This window comes from Streptococcus devriesei DSM 19639 (assembly GCF_000423725.1).
Taxonomy (GTDB): Bacteria; Bacillota; Bacilli; order Lactobacillales; family Streptococcaceae; genus Streptococcus; species Streptococcus devriesei.
This window is the reverse complement of record NZ_AUIN01000006.1, coordinates 1-15,461: the sequence shown is the minus strand read 5'-3', so window position 1 is coordinate 15,461 and position 15,461 is coordinate 1. Positions and strand designations below refer to the sequence as shown.

Annotated in this window: 22 protein-coding genes and 1 pseudogene; 21 read left to right on the top strand and 2 right to left on the bottom strand. The window is 39.5% G+C overall.

Annotated features, from left to right (window positions below):
• Positions 1 to 193: pseudogene (locus G573_RS11485) on the bottom strand (ISL3 family transposase); the annotation flags it as partial.
• Between the two features lie 391 nt (positions 194 to 584).
• On the opposite strand from G573_RS11485, the gene G573_RS0101385 reads away from it, so the two are divergent.
• The 21 genes from G573_RS0101385 (at position 585) to G573_RS0101285 (ending at position 15,144) form a co-directional block, all read left to right on the top strand.
• On the top strand, positions 585 to 1,979 hold the full coding sequence (locus tag G573_RS0101385; protein WP_027975050.1) for a PHB depolymerase family esterase: 1,395 nt from the start codon (positions 585 to 587) through the stop codon (positions 1,977 to 1,979).
• A 119-nt stretch (positions 1,980 to 2,098) separates the two neighbouring features.
• The gene (locus G573_RS0101380) at positions 2,099 to 2,872 is read left to right on the top strand and encodes a TatD family hydrolase (RefSeq protein WP_027975049.1); all 774 of its coding nucleotides are present in this window, start codon (positions 2,099 to 2,101) and stop codon (positions 2,870 to 2,872) included.
• A 169-nt stretch (positions 2,873 to 3,041) separates the two neighbouring features.
• Positions 3,042 to 3,614 carry a ribonuclease M5 gene (gene rnmV / locus G573_RS0101375; protein ID WP_027975048.1) on the top strand — a complete coding sequence of 191 codons (573 nt, stop codon included), beginning with the start codon at positions 3,042 to 3,044 and terminating at the stop codon, positions 3,612 to 3,614.
• Between the two features lie 17 nt (positions 3,615 to 3,631).
• Entirely contained in the window at positions 3,632 to 3,832 is a 201-nt protein-coding gene (locus G573_RS10805) for a hypothetical protein (RefSeq protein WP_037586674.1), read from the top strand.
• 195 nt (positions 3,833 to 4,027) lie between these two features.
• Positions 4,028 to 4,549 (top strand): methyltransferase family protein, encoded by a 522-nt coding sequence (locus tag G573_RS0101365; RefSeq protein WP_027975047.1) that lies wholly within the window; start codon positions 4,028 to 4,030, stop codon positions 4,547 to 4,549.
• 265 nt (positions 4,550 to 4,814) lie between these two features.
• Positions 4,815 to 5,156, top strand: a complete 342-nt coding sequence (locus G573_RS0101360) for a hypothetical protein (protein ID WP_027975046.1) — start codon at positions 4,815 to 4,817, stop codon at positions 5,154 to 5,156.
• 18 nt (positions 5,157 to 5,174) lie between these two features.
• Positions 5,175 to 5,555 carry a hypothetical protein gene (locus G573_RS0101355; protein WP_027975045.1) on the top strand — a complete coding sequence of 127 codons (381 nt, stop codon included), beginning with the start codon at positions 5,175 to 5,177 and terminating at the stop codon, positions 5,553 to 5,555.
• A gap of 297 nt (positions 5,556 to 5,852) precedes the next feature.
• Entirely contained in the window at positions 5,853 to 6,317 is a 465-nt protein-coding gene (locus G573_RS11605) for a hypothetical protein (protein WP_245543125.1), read from the top strand.
• A gap of 68 nt (positions 6,318 to 6,385) precedes the next feature.
• On the top strand, positions 6,386 to 7,084 hold the full coding sequence (locus tag G573_RS11600) for a hypothetical protein (RefSeq protein WP_245543124.1): 699 nt from the start codon (positions 6,386 to 6,388) through the stop codon (positions 7,082 to 7,084).
• Positions 7,085 to 7,571: 487 nt separating this feature from the next.
• Positions 7,572 to 7,871 carry a YciI family protein gene (locus tag G573_RS0101345; RefSeq protein WP_027975044.1) on the top strand — a complete coding sequence of 100 codons (300 nt, stop codon included), beginning with the start codon at positions 7,572 to 7,574 and terminating at the stop codon, positions 7,869 to 7,871.
• Between the two features lie 53 nt (positions 7,872 to 7,924).
• Positions 7,925 to 8,824 (top strand): helix-turn-helix transcriptional regulator, encoded by a 900-nt coding sequence (locus G573_RS0101340; protein WP_027975043.1) that lies wholly within the window; start codon positions 7,925 to 7,927, stop codon positions 8,822 to 8,824.
• Between the two features lie 59 nt (positions 8,825 to 8,883).
• A complete protein-coding gene (locus G573_RS0101335) occupies positions 8,884 to 9,498 on the top strand; it encodes a GyrI-like domain-containing protein (RefSeq protein ID WP_027975042.1) in 615 nt (204 codons plus the stop codon).
• A 49-nt stretch (positions 9,499 to 9,547) separates the two neighbouring features.
• Positions 9,548 to 10,165 carry a DJ-1/PfpI family protein gene (locus G573_RS0101330; RefSeq protein ID WP_027975041.1) on the top strand — a complete coding sequence of 206 codons (618 nt, stop codon included), beginning with the start codon at positions 9,548 to 9,550 and terminating at the stop codon, positions 10,163 to 10,165.
• 9 nt (positions 10,166 to 10,174) lie between these two features.
• Complete coding sequence (locus G573_RS0101325) at positions 10,175 to 10,702, top strand: DUF1697 domain-containing protein (protein ID WP_027975040.1); 528 nt, start codon at positions 10,175 to 10,177, stop codon at positions 10,700 to 10,702.
• A 218-nt stretch (positions 10,703 to 10,920) separates the two neighbouring features.
• The gene (locus G573_RS0101320; protein WP_027975039.1) at positions 10,921 to 11,238 is read left to right on the top strand and encodes a hypothetical protein; all 318 of its coding nucleotides are present in this window, start codon (positions 10,921 to 10,923) and stop codon (positions 11,236 to 11,238) included.
• 108 nt (positions 11,239 to 11,346) lie between these two features.
• On the top strand, positions 11,347 to 11,814 hold the full coding sequence (locus G573_RS0101315; protein ID WP_027975038.1) for an HIT family protein: 468 nt from the start codon (positions 11,347 to 11,349) through the stop codon (positions 11,812 to 11,814).
• Entirely contained in the window at positions 11,811 to 12,683 is an 873-nt protein-coding gene (gene rsmA / locus G573_RS0101310; protein WP_027975037.1) for a 16S rRNA (adenine(1518)-N(6)/adenine(1519)-N(6))-dimethyltransferase RsmA, read from the top strand. The genes G573_RS0101315 and rsmA overlap by 4 nt, the downstream gene beginning before the upstream one ends.
• A gap of 1 nt (position 12,684) precedes the next feature.
• The gene (locus tag G573_RS10795; protein WP_051175681.1) at positions 12,685 to 13,308 is read left to right on the top strand and encodes an MBL fold metallo-hydrolase; all 624 of its coding nucleotides are present in this window, start codon (positions 12,685 to 12,687) and stop codon (positions 13,306 to 13,308) included.
• A gap of 631 nt (positions 13,309 to 13,939) precedes the next feature.
• A complete protein-coding gene (locus tag G573_RS0101295) occupies positions 13,940 to 14,236 on the top strand; it encodes a DUF3884 family protein (protein WP_027975036.1) in 297 nt (98 codons plus the stop codon).
• A 51-nt stretch (positions 14,237 to 14,287) separates the two neighbouring features.
• Complete coding sequence (locus G573_RS0101290; protein WP_027975035.1) at positions 14,288 to 14,575, top strand: hypothetical protein; 288 nt, start codon at positions 14,288 to 14,290, stop codon at positions 14,573 to 14,575.
• 152 nt (positions 14,576 to 14,727) lie between these two features.
• On the top strand, positions 14,728 to 15,144 hold the full coding sequence (locus tag G573_RS0101285; RefSeq protein ID WP_027975034.1) for a hypothetical protein: 417 nt from the start codon (positions 14,728 to 14,730) through the stop codon (positions 15,142 to 15,144).
• Between the two features lie 14 nt (positions 15,145 to 15,158).
• Here G573_RS0101285 and G573_RS0101280 read toward each other — a convergent pair.
• Positions 15,159 to 15,461, bottom strand: a 303-nt coding sequence (locus G573_RS0101280; protein WP_027975033.1) for a transposase, incomplete at its 5' end; no start/stop codon positions are given.

Genomic DNA, 15,461 nt, shown 5'->3' with positions numbered 1-15,461 from the left:
CAAGGAGAGGAATTTTAGAAGGTCTCTGCCAGTCGTATTTGATCATTTTGCCTTGGCAATGAGGGCAAGAAGGAGCGGGATAATCAAGGGTGGCTTGCACCTCAATGTGAGATTGGTGCTGAGAAGCCAAGATTATTTTGATGTGTGGGTCTTTTATTCCGAGTAATTCTGTGGTATTCTTAAGGTGTCTCATAAGTTACTTTCTAATGATGGTTTAGGCGCTTTTCATTATAAGTCTTATGAGGCTTTTTGTGTATTCAAAAAGCTCTACAATATCCAAAGTGGCGTTACCCACTACAGATATTATAGAGCCTTCTTTCTGAAAAGAGCAGGATTTTTTTTGAAATTTGGTGGTAGATCAGACTGCAACGTCAAGCTGTTTTCTAGACAAAAGTGCGGCAAAGGCTGCTTTTTTATTGTATTTATGTATGAAAAGAGTTACATTGTGTAAAACCAAGTTAAGATTCTGTTAAGGCTATTGACAGCTTTTTAAGAAAACTATAAAGTGGAACACAACTCATAATAACGCGCTGAATCAGGGCTGTTGTGGGAGATTTTAAGAAAAACGAAAAGGAGTTGTTACTATGCATAAATGGATAAAGGGTTTGCTGTTTTTAGCCTTGGGGGTGCTTGTGTTTACAGGAAGCCTTAAGGTCAAAGCGTTTGGCAATACTATTGCCGTTTCAAAGACCAATCTGGTCATTGACAGCTATGAATTTGGTCCGGGAGTTTCAAAAATCGTCCTTGAAACCAATCAGAATTTAAGAGGAGCTGCTGCTGATTCCCAGACATCGGTCACAACAGCCGGTATTAGCAGGCAGGTGAAAGCAAGCTATCTTTCAGATGAACGCGGGAATGCTCTGCAAAGGGGTGCCAGAAGCAGGTATGTGACCTTGGAATTAGAAGTGACCTATAATGCAGATAATCCTTCCCAAAGCGCATCTCCTTTTACCTTTAATTTAAATACCTACAGAAATGCCTGGGTTGACAGCTATACAGTAAAAGTTGAGGGGCTCAAAGCACTGCCGGCACGCAGCCGCCGTATTCAGACCATCAACTCTGAACAAGAAGCGATTAATAATCGGCTTACTCCGTCGGCCGATCGATTTTCAGAACGCGGGACAAGCAGCCTGCAGTATGCAGCTTATGCGCCTCAGTCGGCTGCCGGAGGAGAAAAAAATCCCCTGATTGTCTGGCTGCATGGAGTTGGTGAAGCCGGTACAGATATCAATTTTCCGCTTCTGTCAAGTGAAGTGGTCAATCTGACGAAAGACGGCATTCAAAATCATTTCACCTCAACAGGAGGAGGAGCGCAGACCGGAGCCTATGTTTTAGCTGTTCAGGCACCAACTCCTTGGTCGGCTGATCAATATTCTGATGCTCTGATGGAGACCATAAAAGCCTATGTTGCCAATCATCCTGATGTTGATGCAGACCGCATTTACCTTGCCGGAGCCTCTAACGGAGGCGGCATGACTTTAGATATGGGAATTAAATATCCTGATTATTTTGCGGCTCTGGTGCCAATTGCCGCTCCTTATTCTTACCAAACCAACAATGAGAATGGTAAAACCAGCTACAGCTTAGATGACAATAGTCTGAAGGCTCTTAAGGACCAGCCCATGTGGCTGATTCATGCAGCAACAGATACCACCGTGGCACCATCCAGCAGTGCCCTGCCTTTCTATAAAGCTTTGATGGATGCTAAAACTGACAATAAATGGATTTCCTATTATGAAAGTGTTGCAGGCACTGAGATGCCAAACATGAACTACAACGGACACTGGTCTTGGGTCTACTTTTTCAATGATCAGGTAAATGGCGTTCAAAGCACCTCTAATATCAGCTCAATGGACGGTTTGAATGGCTTAGTTGCCACCAATCCAACTCAGGGCGGTGCCAGCAAGGCGATTGCTGACGGCAAAGAGTACAGCAATATTTTCGACTGGCTGAATGGACAGAGCAAGGCCAATCGCTAAAAATCTTGATTTTGTGCAGTTTTTTGTACACACCGCAAGATGTTTCTAATGATTTATTTCCGAAGAAACTTCTCAAAGCTCAAGGTGTTTTCCTTGGGCTTTTTTGATATAATGAAGGCATGAATATCTTTGACACACACACACATTTAAACATTGAGAATTTTACCGGGCGTGAAGACGAGGAGTTAGCTCTTGCCAAGGAACTTGGTGTGACGCGTCACAACGTTGTCGGTTTTGACCGACCGACCATTAAGCGCGCTCTTGAGCTGGCTGAGCAGTATCCTGAAATCTACTCAACCATCGGATGGCATCCGACTGAGGCCGGTTCTTACACTCAAGAGGCGGAGGATCTGATTGTCTCACACCTGCATGATTCCAAAGTCATTGCTCTGGGCGAGATTGGCCTTGACTATCACTGGATGGAGGATCCTAAGGAAGTCCAGATTGAAGTTTTCAAACGTCAGATCCAGCTCTCCAAAGACCATGACCTGCCCTTTGTCGTTCATACTCGCGATGCTCTTGAGGACACCTATGAGGTCATCAAGGAGGTCGGTGTCGGCTCACGCGGCGGGATTATGCATTCTTATTCGGGGTCTTTGGAAATGGCTCAGCGCTTTGTTGATCTAGGAATGATGATTTCTTTCTCAGGTGTGGTGACTTTTAAGAAAGCTCTGGATGTGCAGGAAGCAGCGGCTCAATTACCGCTGGATAAAATCCTCGTTGAAACAGACGCCCCCTACTTAGCTCCAGTGCCTAAACGCGGCCGGGAAAACAAGACAGCCTACACCCGCTACGTCGTCGATAAAATCGCAGAGCTGCGGGATTTAACGAGCGAAGAAGTGGCAAAAGCTACTTATGAGAATGCAAGGAAATTGTTTAGATTAGAGGATTAGAGGCGAGCAAAGCGAGCCTACTCCGAACAGCTACGCTGTGGTTATAAGCCTAATAGCGAATGCTATTAGGCGGGGGAATTGGCGAGACCTTAGGCTCGACAATTAGGTATGAGACAGCTTGCTGGCTGCTACCGCCCCAACCACTTAAGTAGCTGTTCAAAAAATAGATATTATGGAAAAAATCAAAATACAAGAAGTCCTTGTCGTTGAAGGCAAGAGTGACACTGCTAATTTACGCCGCTTTTATGATGTGGATACTTACGAAACCCGCGGCTCTGCCATCACGGATGAAGATCTGGAGCGCATTGGAAAACTCAATGAGCTGCGCGGGGTAATTGTCTTTACAGATCCCGATTACAACGGAGAGCGTATCCGCAAGATTATCATGGAAGCCGTGCCGACAGCTAAGCATGCCTTTCTCAATCGCGGAGAAGCCGTTCCTAAATCAAAAACAAAAGGGCGCTCGCTTGGTGTCGAGCACGCCAGCTTTGAGGACTTACAAAAGGCTCTGTCTGGCGTGCTGGGTCACTACGATGATGTTAATCATTTTGACATTACCAAATCAGACCTTATGCGCCTAGGGTTGCTGATGGGAGCAGACAGCCGCAAGCGCCGGGAATATTTGGGAGAGAAACTGCGCATCGGCTATACCAACGGCAAACAGCTCCTCAAACGCTTGGAACTTTTTGGTGTGACTTTAGCGGAAGTTGAAAGAGCGATAACGGATTATCAGGAAAGTTAAAGATTGGAGGAAAGCAAATGGCTGCAATCAGATTAGCAAGAGGCACAAAGGGTGCCAACATGTTTCGGAAATTCAAAGTTTTCATTGATAACGAATGCGTTGGAAAAATTAAGCGAGGGCAGGAATTAGAATTGCAGATATCAGAGGATGTGCCCGACAGTTATTGCAAGATTAAGCATAGACAAATATATGAAATAATAAAAAATTGTGGAGAATAGTGATGTTGCAAAGAATTAGATGTAAAGAATGTAATAGCTTAGTTGAATATGATAATAGGTCTATTGTGGAAGGAAATCGAGATTTTGAGAATATTAATTGTCCAAAGTGTGGCGCATATCTAACACGCGTTTTTACGGATTTAAGTCCTTTCGGCCAATTAGTTGATGAGTCTAAATAGTTAAGGAAGAAATCCTATGCCAGCTTTTTATCTGCTAGTTCCTTTCCTGTTTATCCGATTTATTTTTCTCTCACTCTTGGATAGGAAAGCAACGGGGCGGGCAGCCCATTTTGCTCCCATGCAAGGGAAAGAAATGATTGCTTATTATCTTTATCAATTATCAACCCTTATGCTCATGGTTGTTCCTTTCTTTCTGAAAGTCAGTCTTTCTTTATCTCCTTTTTTCTATTTAGGGTTAGGAGTCTATTTTTTAGGTAGCCTGCTTCTTATTTTGGTCATGAAGGATTTTGCCAAGCCTGATGAAAAGGGATTGAATACGAAAGGAGTTTATGCGGTGTCTCGTCACCCAATGTATCTTGCTTATTTTGTTTTCTTTTTAGGCATGGTGATACTGACTCGGTCGCTAGTATTGCTCATTTTCCTAGCTATTTTTCAACTGTCAGCTCACTTTATCATACTGGCGGAGGAAAGGGAGTGTTTCATAAAATTTGGTGCCGCCTATCAAGCATATCAAAAACGTGTTAGGATGTATCTGTGACGTTTATTGTTACAAATTAGGCTGGGTGGATTAGTTAATAAAAAATCAGTCTTCTACACGATGTCATGCCCGTCAGTAAAAATAAAATTCCCAAGATGGCTTATCTTAGGAAAATCCTGACATAAGCTGGTCTGACTTTTATTCAAACCTATATCCAGAGCTGAAACATCATTTGTGAGACGGATGTCAGATGATGAAGACTTACTTTTTTAAAAACATAAGAATGTAAAAGTTATCAGGAAAGTTAAAGATCGGAGGAAAGCAAATGGCTGCAATCAGATTAGAAAGAGGCACAAAAGGTGCCAACATGTTTCGGAAATTCAAAGTTTTCATTGATGATGAATGTGTCGGAAAGATTAAGCGCGGAGGGAAATTAGAATTTCCAGTAGCAGAAGGTATGCATGAAGTTTATTGCCAGATTGACTGGGAACAAAGCAATAAAATCGCAGTAGAAGTTCCGGCTGCAGGTGTTGATTTGCTTGTTAATTCCAAAGGATTGAGAGAGTCTGCTGAAAGAAGTCTCGATCCTGACGATGGCGGAGATAAATACCTTACCTTATCCTTACTCGGAAACCCTGATAGCAGTTCACTAATTATAGAGAACTAGGTATAAAGGAGTGCAAATATGAAGGCTATTGAAAATTATCAGGCAGAAAAATATCAACAAACTAATTATGAAAAAGTTGAATCAGGCATTTATCAGACCAAAGATGAGAGCGGAGAACTTCAGTATGTGACTTCATTGTCTTTTGTACAGGAGCCCGACTTGGGTGAGGGAGCTGGTGAGGCTATATCGCAGTATCCTCTGGAGGATATTTTGGAGGAATTTTACTGTTATATTAGCGATTTTTATAGGGATATGAATACAGCGGATTCTGAAAAAAACTATCTGGAATTTGCCAGCCCTGACTTAGCAGATATCCAAAAACTTCGTTCTATTATTGGGAAACACGTTTACAATGCCGAAGAAGACGGTTTTGTAAAGTTGATGATTGATGAAACCTAAGGGATAGGAGACGGCCATGCGAATTAGAACAATGACAATAGATGACTGCGACGCGGTCTATCAGCTATCGTTGTTTTAACAGGTTGATAATGACTTCTGGGAAAAGTGCGGATTCACAGCAAGAGATGATCTAATCTATCGTAACAAGGCGCTGACGGATATTTTACGGATTAATACTTAATAAAGAGTGAATGGTGTCATGACTACGTATGCTCGTGTATACCTAGAACCTATTGGGAATTTTAGGAAGTGATGGAGGGTTGTGGATGAATTTTGGATTTATAATTTATGGGGGTTATGACATTGATTGTTAAGGACTTTTATGAGAATAATTTGCACTGTTATTTGCAACATGAAAAGTCAGAATTTATAGTTTCTCAAATTATAAATCAGATTTTAGATAACTATAAAAACTTTGAAAAGTTGGTAAATGTTGAATTATCAATCATTGAGAATATTGAAGGCTATATTACTTATTTAATTTTCGAACAGATCTCGGTTGTTGAAGATTCTAATTTGGATAAATTAAGTAGCGATGATGCTAAGCAGATAACGAACTTATGTTCTAAAGCAAAAAATAATAATAAAGTTGGACCTGAAATCTTAATTGAATACATTCAAAATAAATTTGTAGAAATTTTTAATCTCCCGATTGATTATGTAGAAATTTTTAATCTCCCGATTGATTATATTGAAAATATCACAATTGATATCATTGCGAAATATCCTACCGGTTTTCATGATGAAATCCAAAATATATAAAAGAAATAATAAACGTTGAGTTTTTGGAGAAAAACTATTGGACATATTTATCTGAAGCATTAGACATTTTGAAACATTTAAAATCTAAAAGAAATTCTGATATCAATGAAATTACTGATGGTATAGTCAAAGATATTTTTGATAGGCTATTGGTTATTGCTAAGGAGTGCAATGGTAAAGGGTGTGAGACTCGAGATGTTCTTATTTTGGAAACAGTTTATACAAAATTCCAAGAGTTCTTGATAAGTATTAAAAGTCCACTAGCTAATACGTTTAAATTTGCAGTGGATAAAGTTAATAATTTTGTTAATAACTATATTGTTGAGAATGGACAATCTTTCTCTTATGAAATTCCATATCAAAGTATTTTGGAAAAATTTAAAGCGCCTGAAAGTGATATAATAGAATTGACTCATAAAATTGGAGAGTTAAATCAAAAGAAGCACATAGTCAGTTGTTTGTCTTTACTTAAGCCAAAGCCTAAAGAATTATTAGATTTATTCAGTTCTAGTGATAAAACAGACGATTATTTTACGAGAACACATCAGCAGCTTTTAGATGCTCACTTACAGGTTTCATCTTTGTTTATTTATGAAATTATAAATGATTCGGAATCGTTGAAAAAATTTCAAGTTACAATCTATTCTCAGATTGAATTTATTAGCCGCTGTTTAAACTCTAAAGAAGACATGAAGGAAGCAGTAATATTATTGCTTAACTCGATTTCCCTTCTAAAAGCTTATCGTGAAAAAATACATTACTTCTAAGGACGCAATGCTATAATACAAATATTTTAACTTTTGTGATGATTGAAAAGTTACTACGTTTGATTTATTTACATCTTGCTAAAGATAAAAAGTATGTTCCTAGTTCTATTACTTTGGGTCCTTTGCTAAGTGATAGCAATGAGGAGTTGAGAAAACTTTTTGGAACCCCCTATATAAGAAATTTATCCTTCTTTTTATCAAAAACGGGTAATGGACAAGAGATAGGGCGTGATTATAGGAATAGATTTGTCCATTATATAGATATATCAAATGAGATGCTAACGATTCAATTTACCTCTCAGATTCTTTATCTGTTTTTAGATGTATTAAATACAGTATTCTTATATTGTCAGGAATACTAGGAATTGATCAATGATAATATATTGAATTGAGCATAGTCTATAAGCGGGAAACAACATCTCAAGGCTTAAAACTCTTTGGTAAATTGAGAAAATGGTGGGAAACGATACTAGTGGAGGTCGTTAATATGTATATCGTTAGTTTAAACTATGTGAAACCATTGGAAGATGTGGAAAAATATCTGGAAGCCCATGTCGCTTTCTTAGATAAGTATTATGAATCTGGGAATTTTATCGCTTCGGGGCGTAAAAATCCAAGGACAGGAGGGATTATTCTCTGTAATGCTGAAAGTGAAGATGAGCTAAATACCATTCTTGCGGAAGATCCCTTCAGCAGAAATGCTATCGCAGAGTATGAGGTTACCGAATTTTTCCCAAGTAAGTTTGCAGAAGGTTTTGAAGCTTTTGTTGAGCAAAAAATATCTTAATCCGGCAATCTCTATCAAGCTTGAGCTGTCCTAGCTGTAGGAGCGATTGAATCATGAAGAATAATAGACTGTTTAAAATTCTATACTACGTCCTAGAGAAGGGTAAAGTAACGGCTAATGAATTGGCTGAGAAATATGAAGTCTCGGTCAGGACCATATACCGAGATATCGATGTTATCAGCAGTGCGGGAATTCCGATTTATGCGACTCAAGGCAAGGGTGGCGGCATCGAAATTTCTGATGACTTTGTACTGAGGAAATCACTGCTCTCTGGGGAGGAACAAGAGCAGATTTTGATCGCCTTGAAAGGTCTGGAGGGAACAAGTAAAGAATATGAGAATGAGCTTCTGACAAAACTGTCGGCTCTCTTCAAAATGAAAAACACCAATTGGATAGAGGTTGATTTTGACAGTTGGCAGGGGAATAAAGCCTATGGTGAATTATTTAGGGACATAAAGTCGGCTATTATCAATAAAAATATTGTGAAATTCCGATATTTTTCCAGCAGTAAAGAAGAGACCTATAGAGAAGTCAAACCCGTCAGGCTTTTATTTAAAAGCTGGGATTGGTATGTCTATGGTTTTTGTTTGCTCAGAAATGATTTTAGATATTTTAAACTGTCTCGTATCAAAGCCTTTGAAACGTGTTCGGAAAGCTTTGACGATCAATTCGACAGTATTGTTTTGCCAAGGGAAGTAAAGACTGAAGATACAGTAGCAGTCAAACTGAAATTTGATAAAACAGTAGCTTTTAGGGTTTACGATGAAATGGCTGAACATGCTGCAGAAGATAAAGATGGCAATCTCTGTGCTGAGATAGAACTGCCTAATAACGACAACCTTTATCGCTATATTCTTTCCTTTGGAGATGCAGTAGAAGTCTTAGAACCAGAGAATGTCCGAAAGCAAATGAGAGAAATGACTACTAAAATGGCAAAAAAATATATAACCTGACAAATGGTGTCAAGTATCTTCCTGTACAATAGAGTTATCAAATACAGGAGGACTAGACCATGAAATACGAATGGCGAAAACAGGAAAAAGCACTTTATGGTGTTAAGCAGACACCGGTCGTAGCAGAAGTACCCAAACAGCAGTTTATCATGATAAGAGGCCAGGGCAATCCTAATGAAGCGGATTTTTCAGAGAGAATATCTGCCTTATACGCACTAGCCTATGCTATCAAGATGCAGTATAAGAAAGACATGAAAGACAGGTCCGATGCTGAAGTGACGGATTTTACCGTCTATCCTCTGGAGGGACTTTGGGAAAATGGTGATGAGTCAGCATTTGATAAAAACAAACTGACCTATACGCTGATGATTAAACAGCCTGATTTTATAACACAGAGAGAGTTTACCAAAGCACTTGAGACTGTCAGAAAGAAAAAGCCTAATGACTTGTATGATGAGATAGGCTTTGAAGAAGTAAAAGACGGCAAAGCTATTCAGATCTTACACGTCGGAAGCTACGATGATGAACCTAAATCTTTTGCATTGATGGATCAACTTGCCAATGAACTCAGCCTTACAAGAACGGCTGATTTTCACAGAGAAATCTACCTAAGCAATCGCAACAGAACAGCTGAAAACAAGCAAAAAACTATACTTAGGTACTCTGTGAGGTAAATACATGGAAAAAGTTATCTAACATGAGTGTGTATGAAAGGCAGGAATGATGAAAACCGTTTATATGTACGTCCAAGATACCATGGCCGATTGGGAACATGGCTATCTAATGCAAGCTCTGAGCCTGCAGACTATGCTGAAAAAGCCCAAGGTTTCTTTTAAGACGGTAGGCAGGACAAAAGCGCCGATTAGGACAGCCAGCGGAATTACTCTAGTACCAGATTTAAGTCTAGATGATATAGATGTTGCAAGTACAGCAGCTTTGGTGCTCATTGGCGGTGAGACTTGGCTGGATGAGGAACAAGCAGCTATTTTGAACCTTGCGGCCAAGTTGTTACAGGAGGGATTCTTGGTTGCCGCTATCTGCGGTGCTACCTTGGGGCTGGCTGACCATAGTGCCTTAAATACACGTTTCCATACGAGCAATGCTCCTTTTTACCCAGAAATGAGTCCTCAGTATACTGGACAGAGATATTACAAGGATGATGTGGCTGTTTGTGATAGCAATCTGATTACAGCAAGCTCTGCCGGCTCACTATCGTGGGCAAAACTGATTGTTGAAAAATTAGACTTGTATGCTAACAAAACAATCGAAGCTTGGTTTGACTACTTCTCTACGGGAGATGTTGCCGCTTATGCTAGATTGATGTCCTCATTCTCAGAGTAAGGAGACCTGATGGAGAAAACGATTATCCTTCTGCGCGGTGTCACACCTGTTGGTAAAAATAAAATTCCCAAGATGGCTTATCTTAGAGAAATTCTAGAGATGGCAGGTTTGCAGTCCGTAGAAACCTATATTCAGAGCGGGAATATTGTTTGCGAGACGGATTTAGCCGATAAAGACATCAAAAATCTTGTTCATGATACAATTTTAGAAAAAATTGGAGCGGATTTATCCGTTATTGTCAAAAACTCTGAGCAACTAATAAGGGCTGCCCAGGAGAATCCTTTTGATGACGGATATGATAGCTCACGTGTTCATCTGGCTTTTACTAATGATGCACTGCCTTCGGAGAAAATCGCTCAGCTCCTAGAGCAAGACTTTGGTGATGAATTGTTTGCTGCCAGCAGTGAATGTCTGTATCTTTATCTACCACGTGATGCCGAAAAGAAACGGCTGAATACGAATTTTTTAGAGAAGAAGCTTGGTATTACGGCAACAATGAGAAAATTGGAAGTTTTTTGGAAGCTGTCGCAGATGTAAAGAGAAGGAAATAGAGATGGGAGTTGCTGTGTTTGGTTTTTTGTAGTCCCTTATCTGATTCAAATCTCTATTTTATGGCTACTCTACCGTTTTGAGAAATGGAAGCCGTTAGAGCGTTTTTACCATACTCCTTTCATTAGGGTAGGAATGTTCGCTTTTCTTGTTATCAGTTTATTATTGGTAACTTTTAATACTTTTGTCATTTATGGTGAGGGTATTTGCTTGTATCAGCCTTTACTTTTGGATTGCCCCTTATCTTTGTGGGTTTTCCTCTGGTCGGTCTCATCTTTTTCTGTTTAGGAAAGATTCCCCAACAGAAATTATTACAAGTTTTGGTCGGTGGACAGACAATTTTATGGAGCTTAGCTTTACTTTTACCTCAAGAACCTTATGCATCAGATGCGGCCGGTGTAAAATTTCCTATCAACCTATTGCTTAAAAATATAGTAGGAGTGTTGCTTGTACTTCACTATGGCTTACAGGTTTTGCTATTTGGTTTGGGAAATCATCGTAAGCGCAATTCTGCCCAAAAGTAAAGATAATGCAGGGGAAAATGATATGGATAAGCTACCGCACTCAACCGCATTATGCTACAATAGAGAGGTTGAGCTAGAAAACGATTTGGAATAGAGCAGGGAAAAGAAATGTGCCTAATTTGTGAACGAATCAAAATGATTAAATCAAATGCTAATCCTTACTTTGTTAAAGAATTAGAAACGGGCTACGTTGTCATCGGTGACCATCAGCATTTTAAAGGTTATACGATTTTTCTGTGCAAAGAGCATGTAACGGAGTTGCATCATTTACCTAAGGAATTTGGTGATAAACACTTGTCTGAAATGGCAGAGGTGTCACAAGCAGTTAGCACAGCTTTTTCAGCTGAAAAGATGAATATTGAAAGTCTGGGAAATGGAGATAGTCACTTGCATTGGCATCTTTTTCCGAGAAAAGCAGGCGATTTAGGGAATTATGGACAAGAGGGTAAAGGTCCCGTTTGGTGGCTTCCGTTTGAAGAAATGTATGCTGATAGATATCGAATTTCGGGCGATGAATTAGGACAGATGAAGCAACGGCTTTTAGTTGAACTTGAAAAATTAGAAAGAAACACATGAGAATTGCAGATTATAGCGTGACCAAGGCTATCCTTGAGCGTCACGGGTTTACTTTTAAGAAGTCTTTCGGTCAGAATTTCCTGACTGATACTAATATTTTACAGAAAATTGTGGACACTGCTGAGATTGACGAAAATGTCAATGTGATTGAGATTGGGCCGGGTATTGGAGCGTTGACCGAGTTTCTGGCAGAGAAGGCTGCAGAGGTCATGGCTTTTGAGATTGATGACCGTCTGATTCCGATTTTGGCAGATACACTGCGTGATTTTGACAATGTGCAGGTAGTCAATGAGGATATTTTGAAAGCAGACTTGCAGACACAGATTCAAGCGTTTAAAAATCCTGACCTGCCGATTAAAGTCGTTGCTAATCTTCCTTATTACATCACGACACCGATTCTGATGCATCTGATTGAGAGCAAGATTCCTTTTGCCGAGTTTGTGGTCATGATGCAAAAAGAGGTGGCGGATCGCATTTCGGCTGAACCTAATACCAAGGCTTACGGCTCTCTGTCTATCGCGGTGCAGTATTACATGGACGCCAAGGTCGCCTTTATTGTGCCACGCACAGTCTTTGTGCCGGCACCCAATGTTGACAGTGCGATTTTAAAAATGGTGCGCAGAGATCAGCCTTTAGTTGCGGTTCAGGATGAAGATTTCTTTTTTGATATCGCCAAAGCTAGTTTCGTGCACCGCCGCAAGACCCTTTGGAATAACCTGACCAACCGCTTTGGCAAATCGGAAGATGTCAAAGAGAAATTGACGCAGGCTTTGGAAATGGCAGGGCTAACACTGAGTGTCCGAGGTGAAGCCTTATCGATTGCCGATTTTGGCCGTTTAGCTGACGCCTTAAAAGATCAAGGAATCTGATATGTTAAGAGAGCTGATGTACGGCAATACCAGGACCTATCTCATCAAAGGTAGTAAGGGGACATTGCTGGTTGATACCGACTGGGCGGGAACTCTGCCGCAATTTTTCAAGGCCATTAAGCAAGAAAAGATGACACTTGACGCTATTGATTATCTCCTTATAAGCCATTATCACCCTGATCATATGGGATTAGCGCAGGATTTGATGGACTTAGGAATTCAGCTGGTAGTTATGGATGTACAGAAAGACTTTATCCATCAGTCAGACTATATCTTTGGAAAAGAAGGCAACCGTAATTTTAAACCGATTGATGATGAGGCTGTTTACTTACTTTCTTGTGCCAATAGCAGAAGCTTCTTGGCAGATTTGGGAATTGCAGGTGAGATTATCCATACGCCGGGTCATAGTGAGGACAGTGTGTCTTTGGTACTGGACAGCGGAGAGGCTGTTGTTGGTGATCTCTATCCTTTGGAACAAGTGCTTTTGTATGATAATCCTCTGCTGACGAAAACGTGGAATATCCTGCTTAGCCGCAAGTTAAAGATGGTTTATTATGCCCACCCCCTGCCAGAAGATGTCAGCCACTGGCAGTCTTTTGAAGAATACATGGCAGATGTTGAATAAAAGCAGAACTATAAAATAAACAAAACCAGCTCAAAAGAAGGGCTGGTTTTGTTATGCTAAAAAATGGGATTAATGAAACTTAGCAGAACTGCCAAGAGCATTTTATCTTCTACAAAAGATAGCCCAAAATGAGAAATTGTACCGTTCACGACAAAAAAACGACATTTCATGACATAGACGAAAATTATTCGAAATTTCTGCTAAACTAAAGCTGTCAATCGCGATGACAAAAAACTGTTTTTGGAGCTACTTGCTGGTGGTAAAGTTGATTACGAGGGGAGTTAGGCTATGAGGTTAAGGAGTCAAAAGAACATCTTATATTTTCTTGCTGCAGGAGTAATAACTGCTTTTTGGGGTTCAAAATGGTTGTTTTATTATTTTATCGGTTTATTTCTTTCAGTATTATACAAAATAATATTTCAAAATAAGAAAGAGCTTGAAAAAAAATAGACCATGGATAAGGAATTCAAATATCATTGGTTTAATTAGCTTAGGACGAGATTTGCGATCCATTTAGATGTTTTGGTATATCATTAGAATGCTATTTCAAGTACTTTACCAATATGAGGAAAAAGTTTACAATGATGGTGTTAAAATTAATTAATTTTTTACTGAAAGTTGGAGGACAATTATGTCAATAGCTGAAGCTAAAAAAATGGTTAAAAAAATTATCTTTCCAGAAAATACACATGAACAAGTTTATGTCATCAATCTCGATGAATTGCAGGCAGATTTGGTATTTACCGACAGTTTTAAACCATTAGGGAAATGGTATATTACAAATGGTAAGCATTGGATTTGTCACTCTGAACTATCTTTTGAAGATTTTCAGGAAGCCTTTTTGAAAAGGACAGGACTCAACGAAAAAGATAGTCAATCTATTGAGTTTACTATCGATTATCTGCCGTTTTCTGAAATATTAGGATAAATATGAAATTAATCCAATAAGAGTGGTTCACAAAATGAAGGAAAAACTATTTTGAAAGCTTTTTACAAAAGTCAAGAAGTAGAAATTTGGAGAATTACCAAAGAAGGCAGTCGGCCGCAGTGGGTCTCCGATGCCTTTGGCAAAAATGAACTTGTCTGGCTAGATGACAGGCTGCGCATTTTGATGCCGGCCTTGTATCCAAAATGGGCGAAGGATGATCGTAATTATGGCTATGGAATGTATGCTATTGGGAATATTGGAGATGTTATTGATTTAACCAATGGTAAGGTTGTTAGCCAATCCACATTTGAAAGGGACTATCGTATAAAAAATTTTTAAATGGCAGAAAAATATTAGCTGGTCTTTGTGCCGCTCACTGGTTTGTATAGGTTCTGTTCTTTCTTTCACTTGTTTAACGTACAATTTGCTAGGCTTGTTTTGTGAGGTTATCCTTCAAAGACCGCCTTACTAATTCATAATAGGAGAAGGATATGAGAGTGAAAATATTAGCTTGGCTCAATGCGGTTCTTTGGTTCTCTCAAGCAACTTTGCATTTCCTGCTGTTGCTGGGAGCCCCATTTGGACGATTGGTTTTTGGAGGTATTTATACGGTTTTTCCGCTTTGGCTGCGGCCAGTTAATTTTGCTTTATTTTTACTCTGGTCTTTCTTTGGCTATAGTTATTTGCTCTATGGCAAGGTTTTAAACTCTCCTTGGAAAGAAAGAACACTGATAAGGATTGTTCAGATTGTTACCGCTTTTCTGGGTTTGGCTGTTTTCTTTAATTTCTTTATCAGTAGGAGCTTTTTTGAAAAGTATGTGACAGGCCTAATCACACTGTCAGCCTTCTTGCTCAGTCTGCTCTTACTGTATAGACACAAAAATCTCTCGGCTCTTTGTCAACTATAGTGGGTGATGAAAAGCTAAGTTCTGGAGAGAACCCAGTTGGTTCTCTCTTTTTTGCTGTTCAAGATAAGATAAATCCGTTTCTTGAAGTTAGGGAAATTACGATAACCAAACCCTTGACGCTTGATATCTTTGATAAGCTTGTTAGTTGCCTCGAGCTTGGCGTTTGAGTCATCTAGCTCGAGTGCGTTCGTAATATAGGGCCTGTATTTTTCAAAGGTCTTAAAAACAGTGAAAAATAGGGTGTTGACCGTCTCTTTGCAGTCGTGAATCAACTCGAAAAAGTGTTGGCTATTCTTTTTCTGGAAATGGTAGAGCAG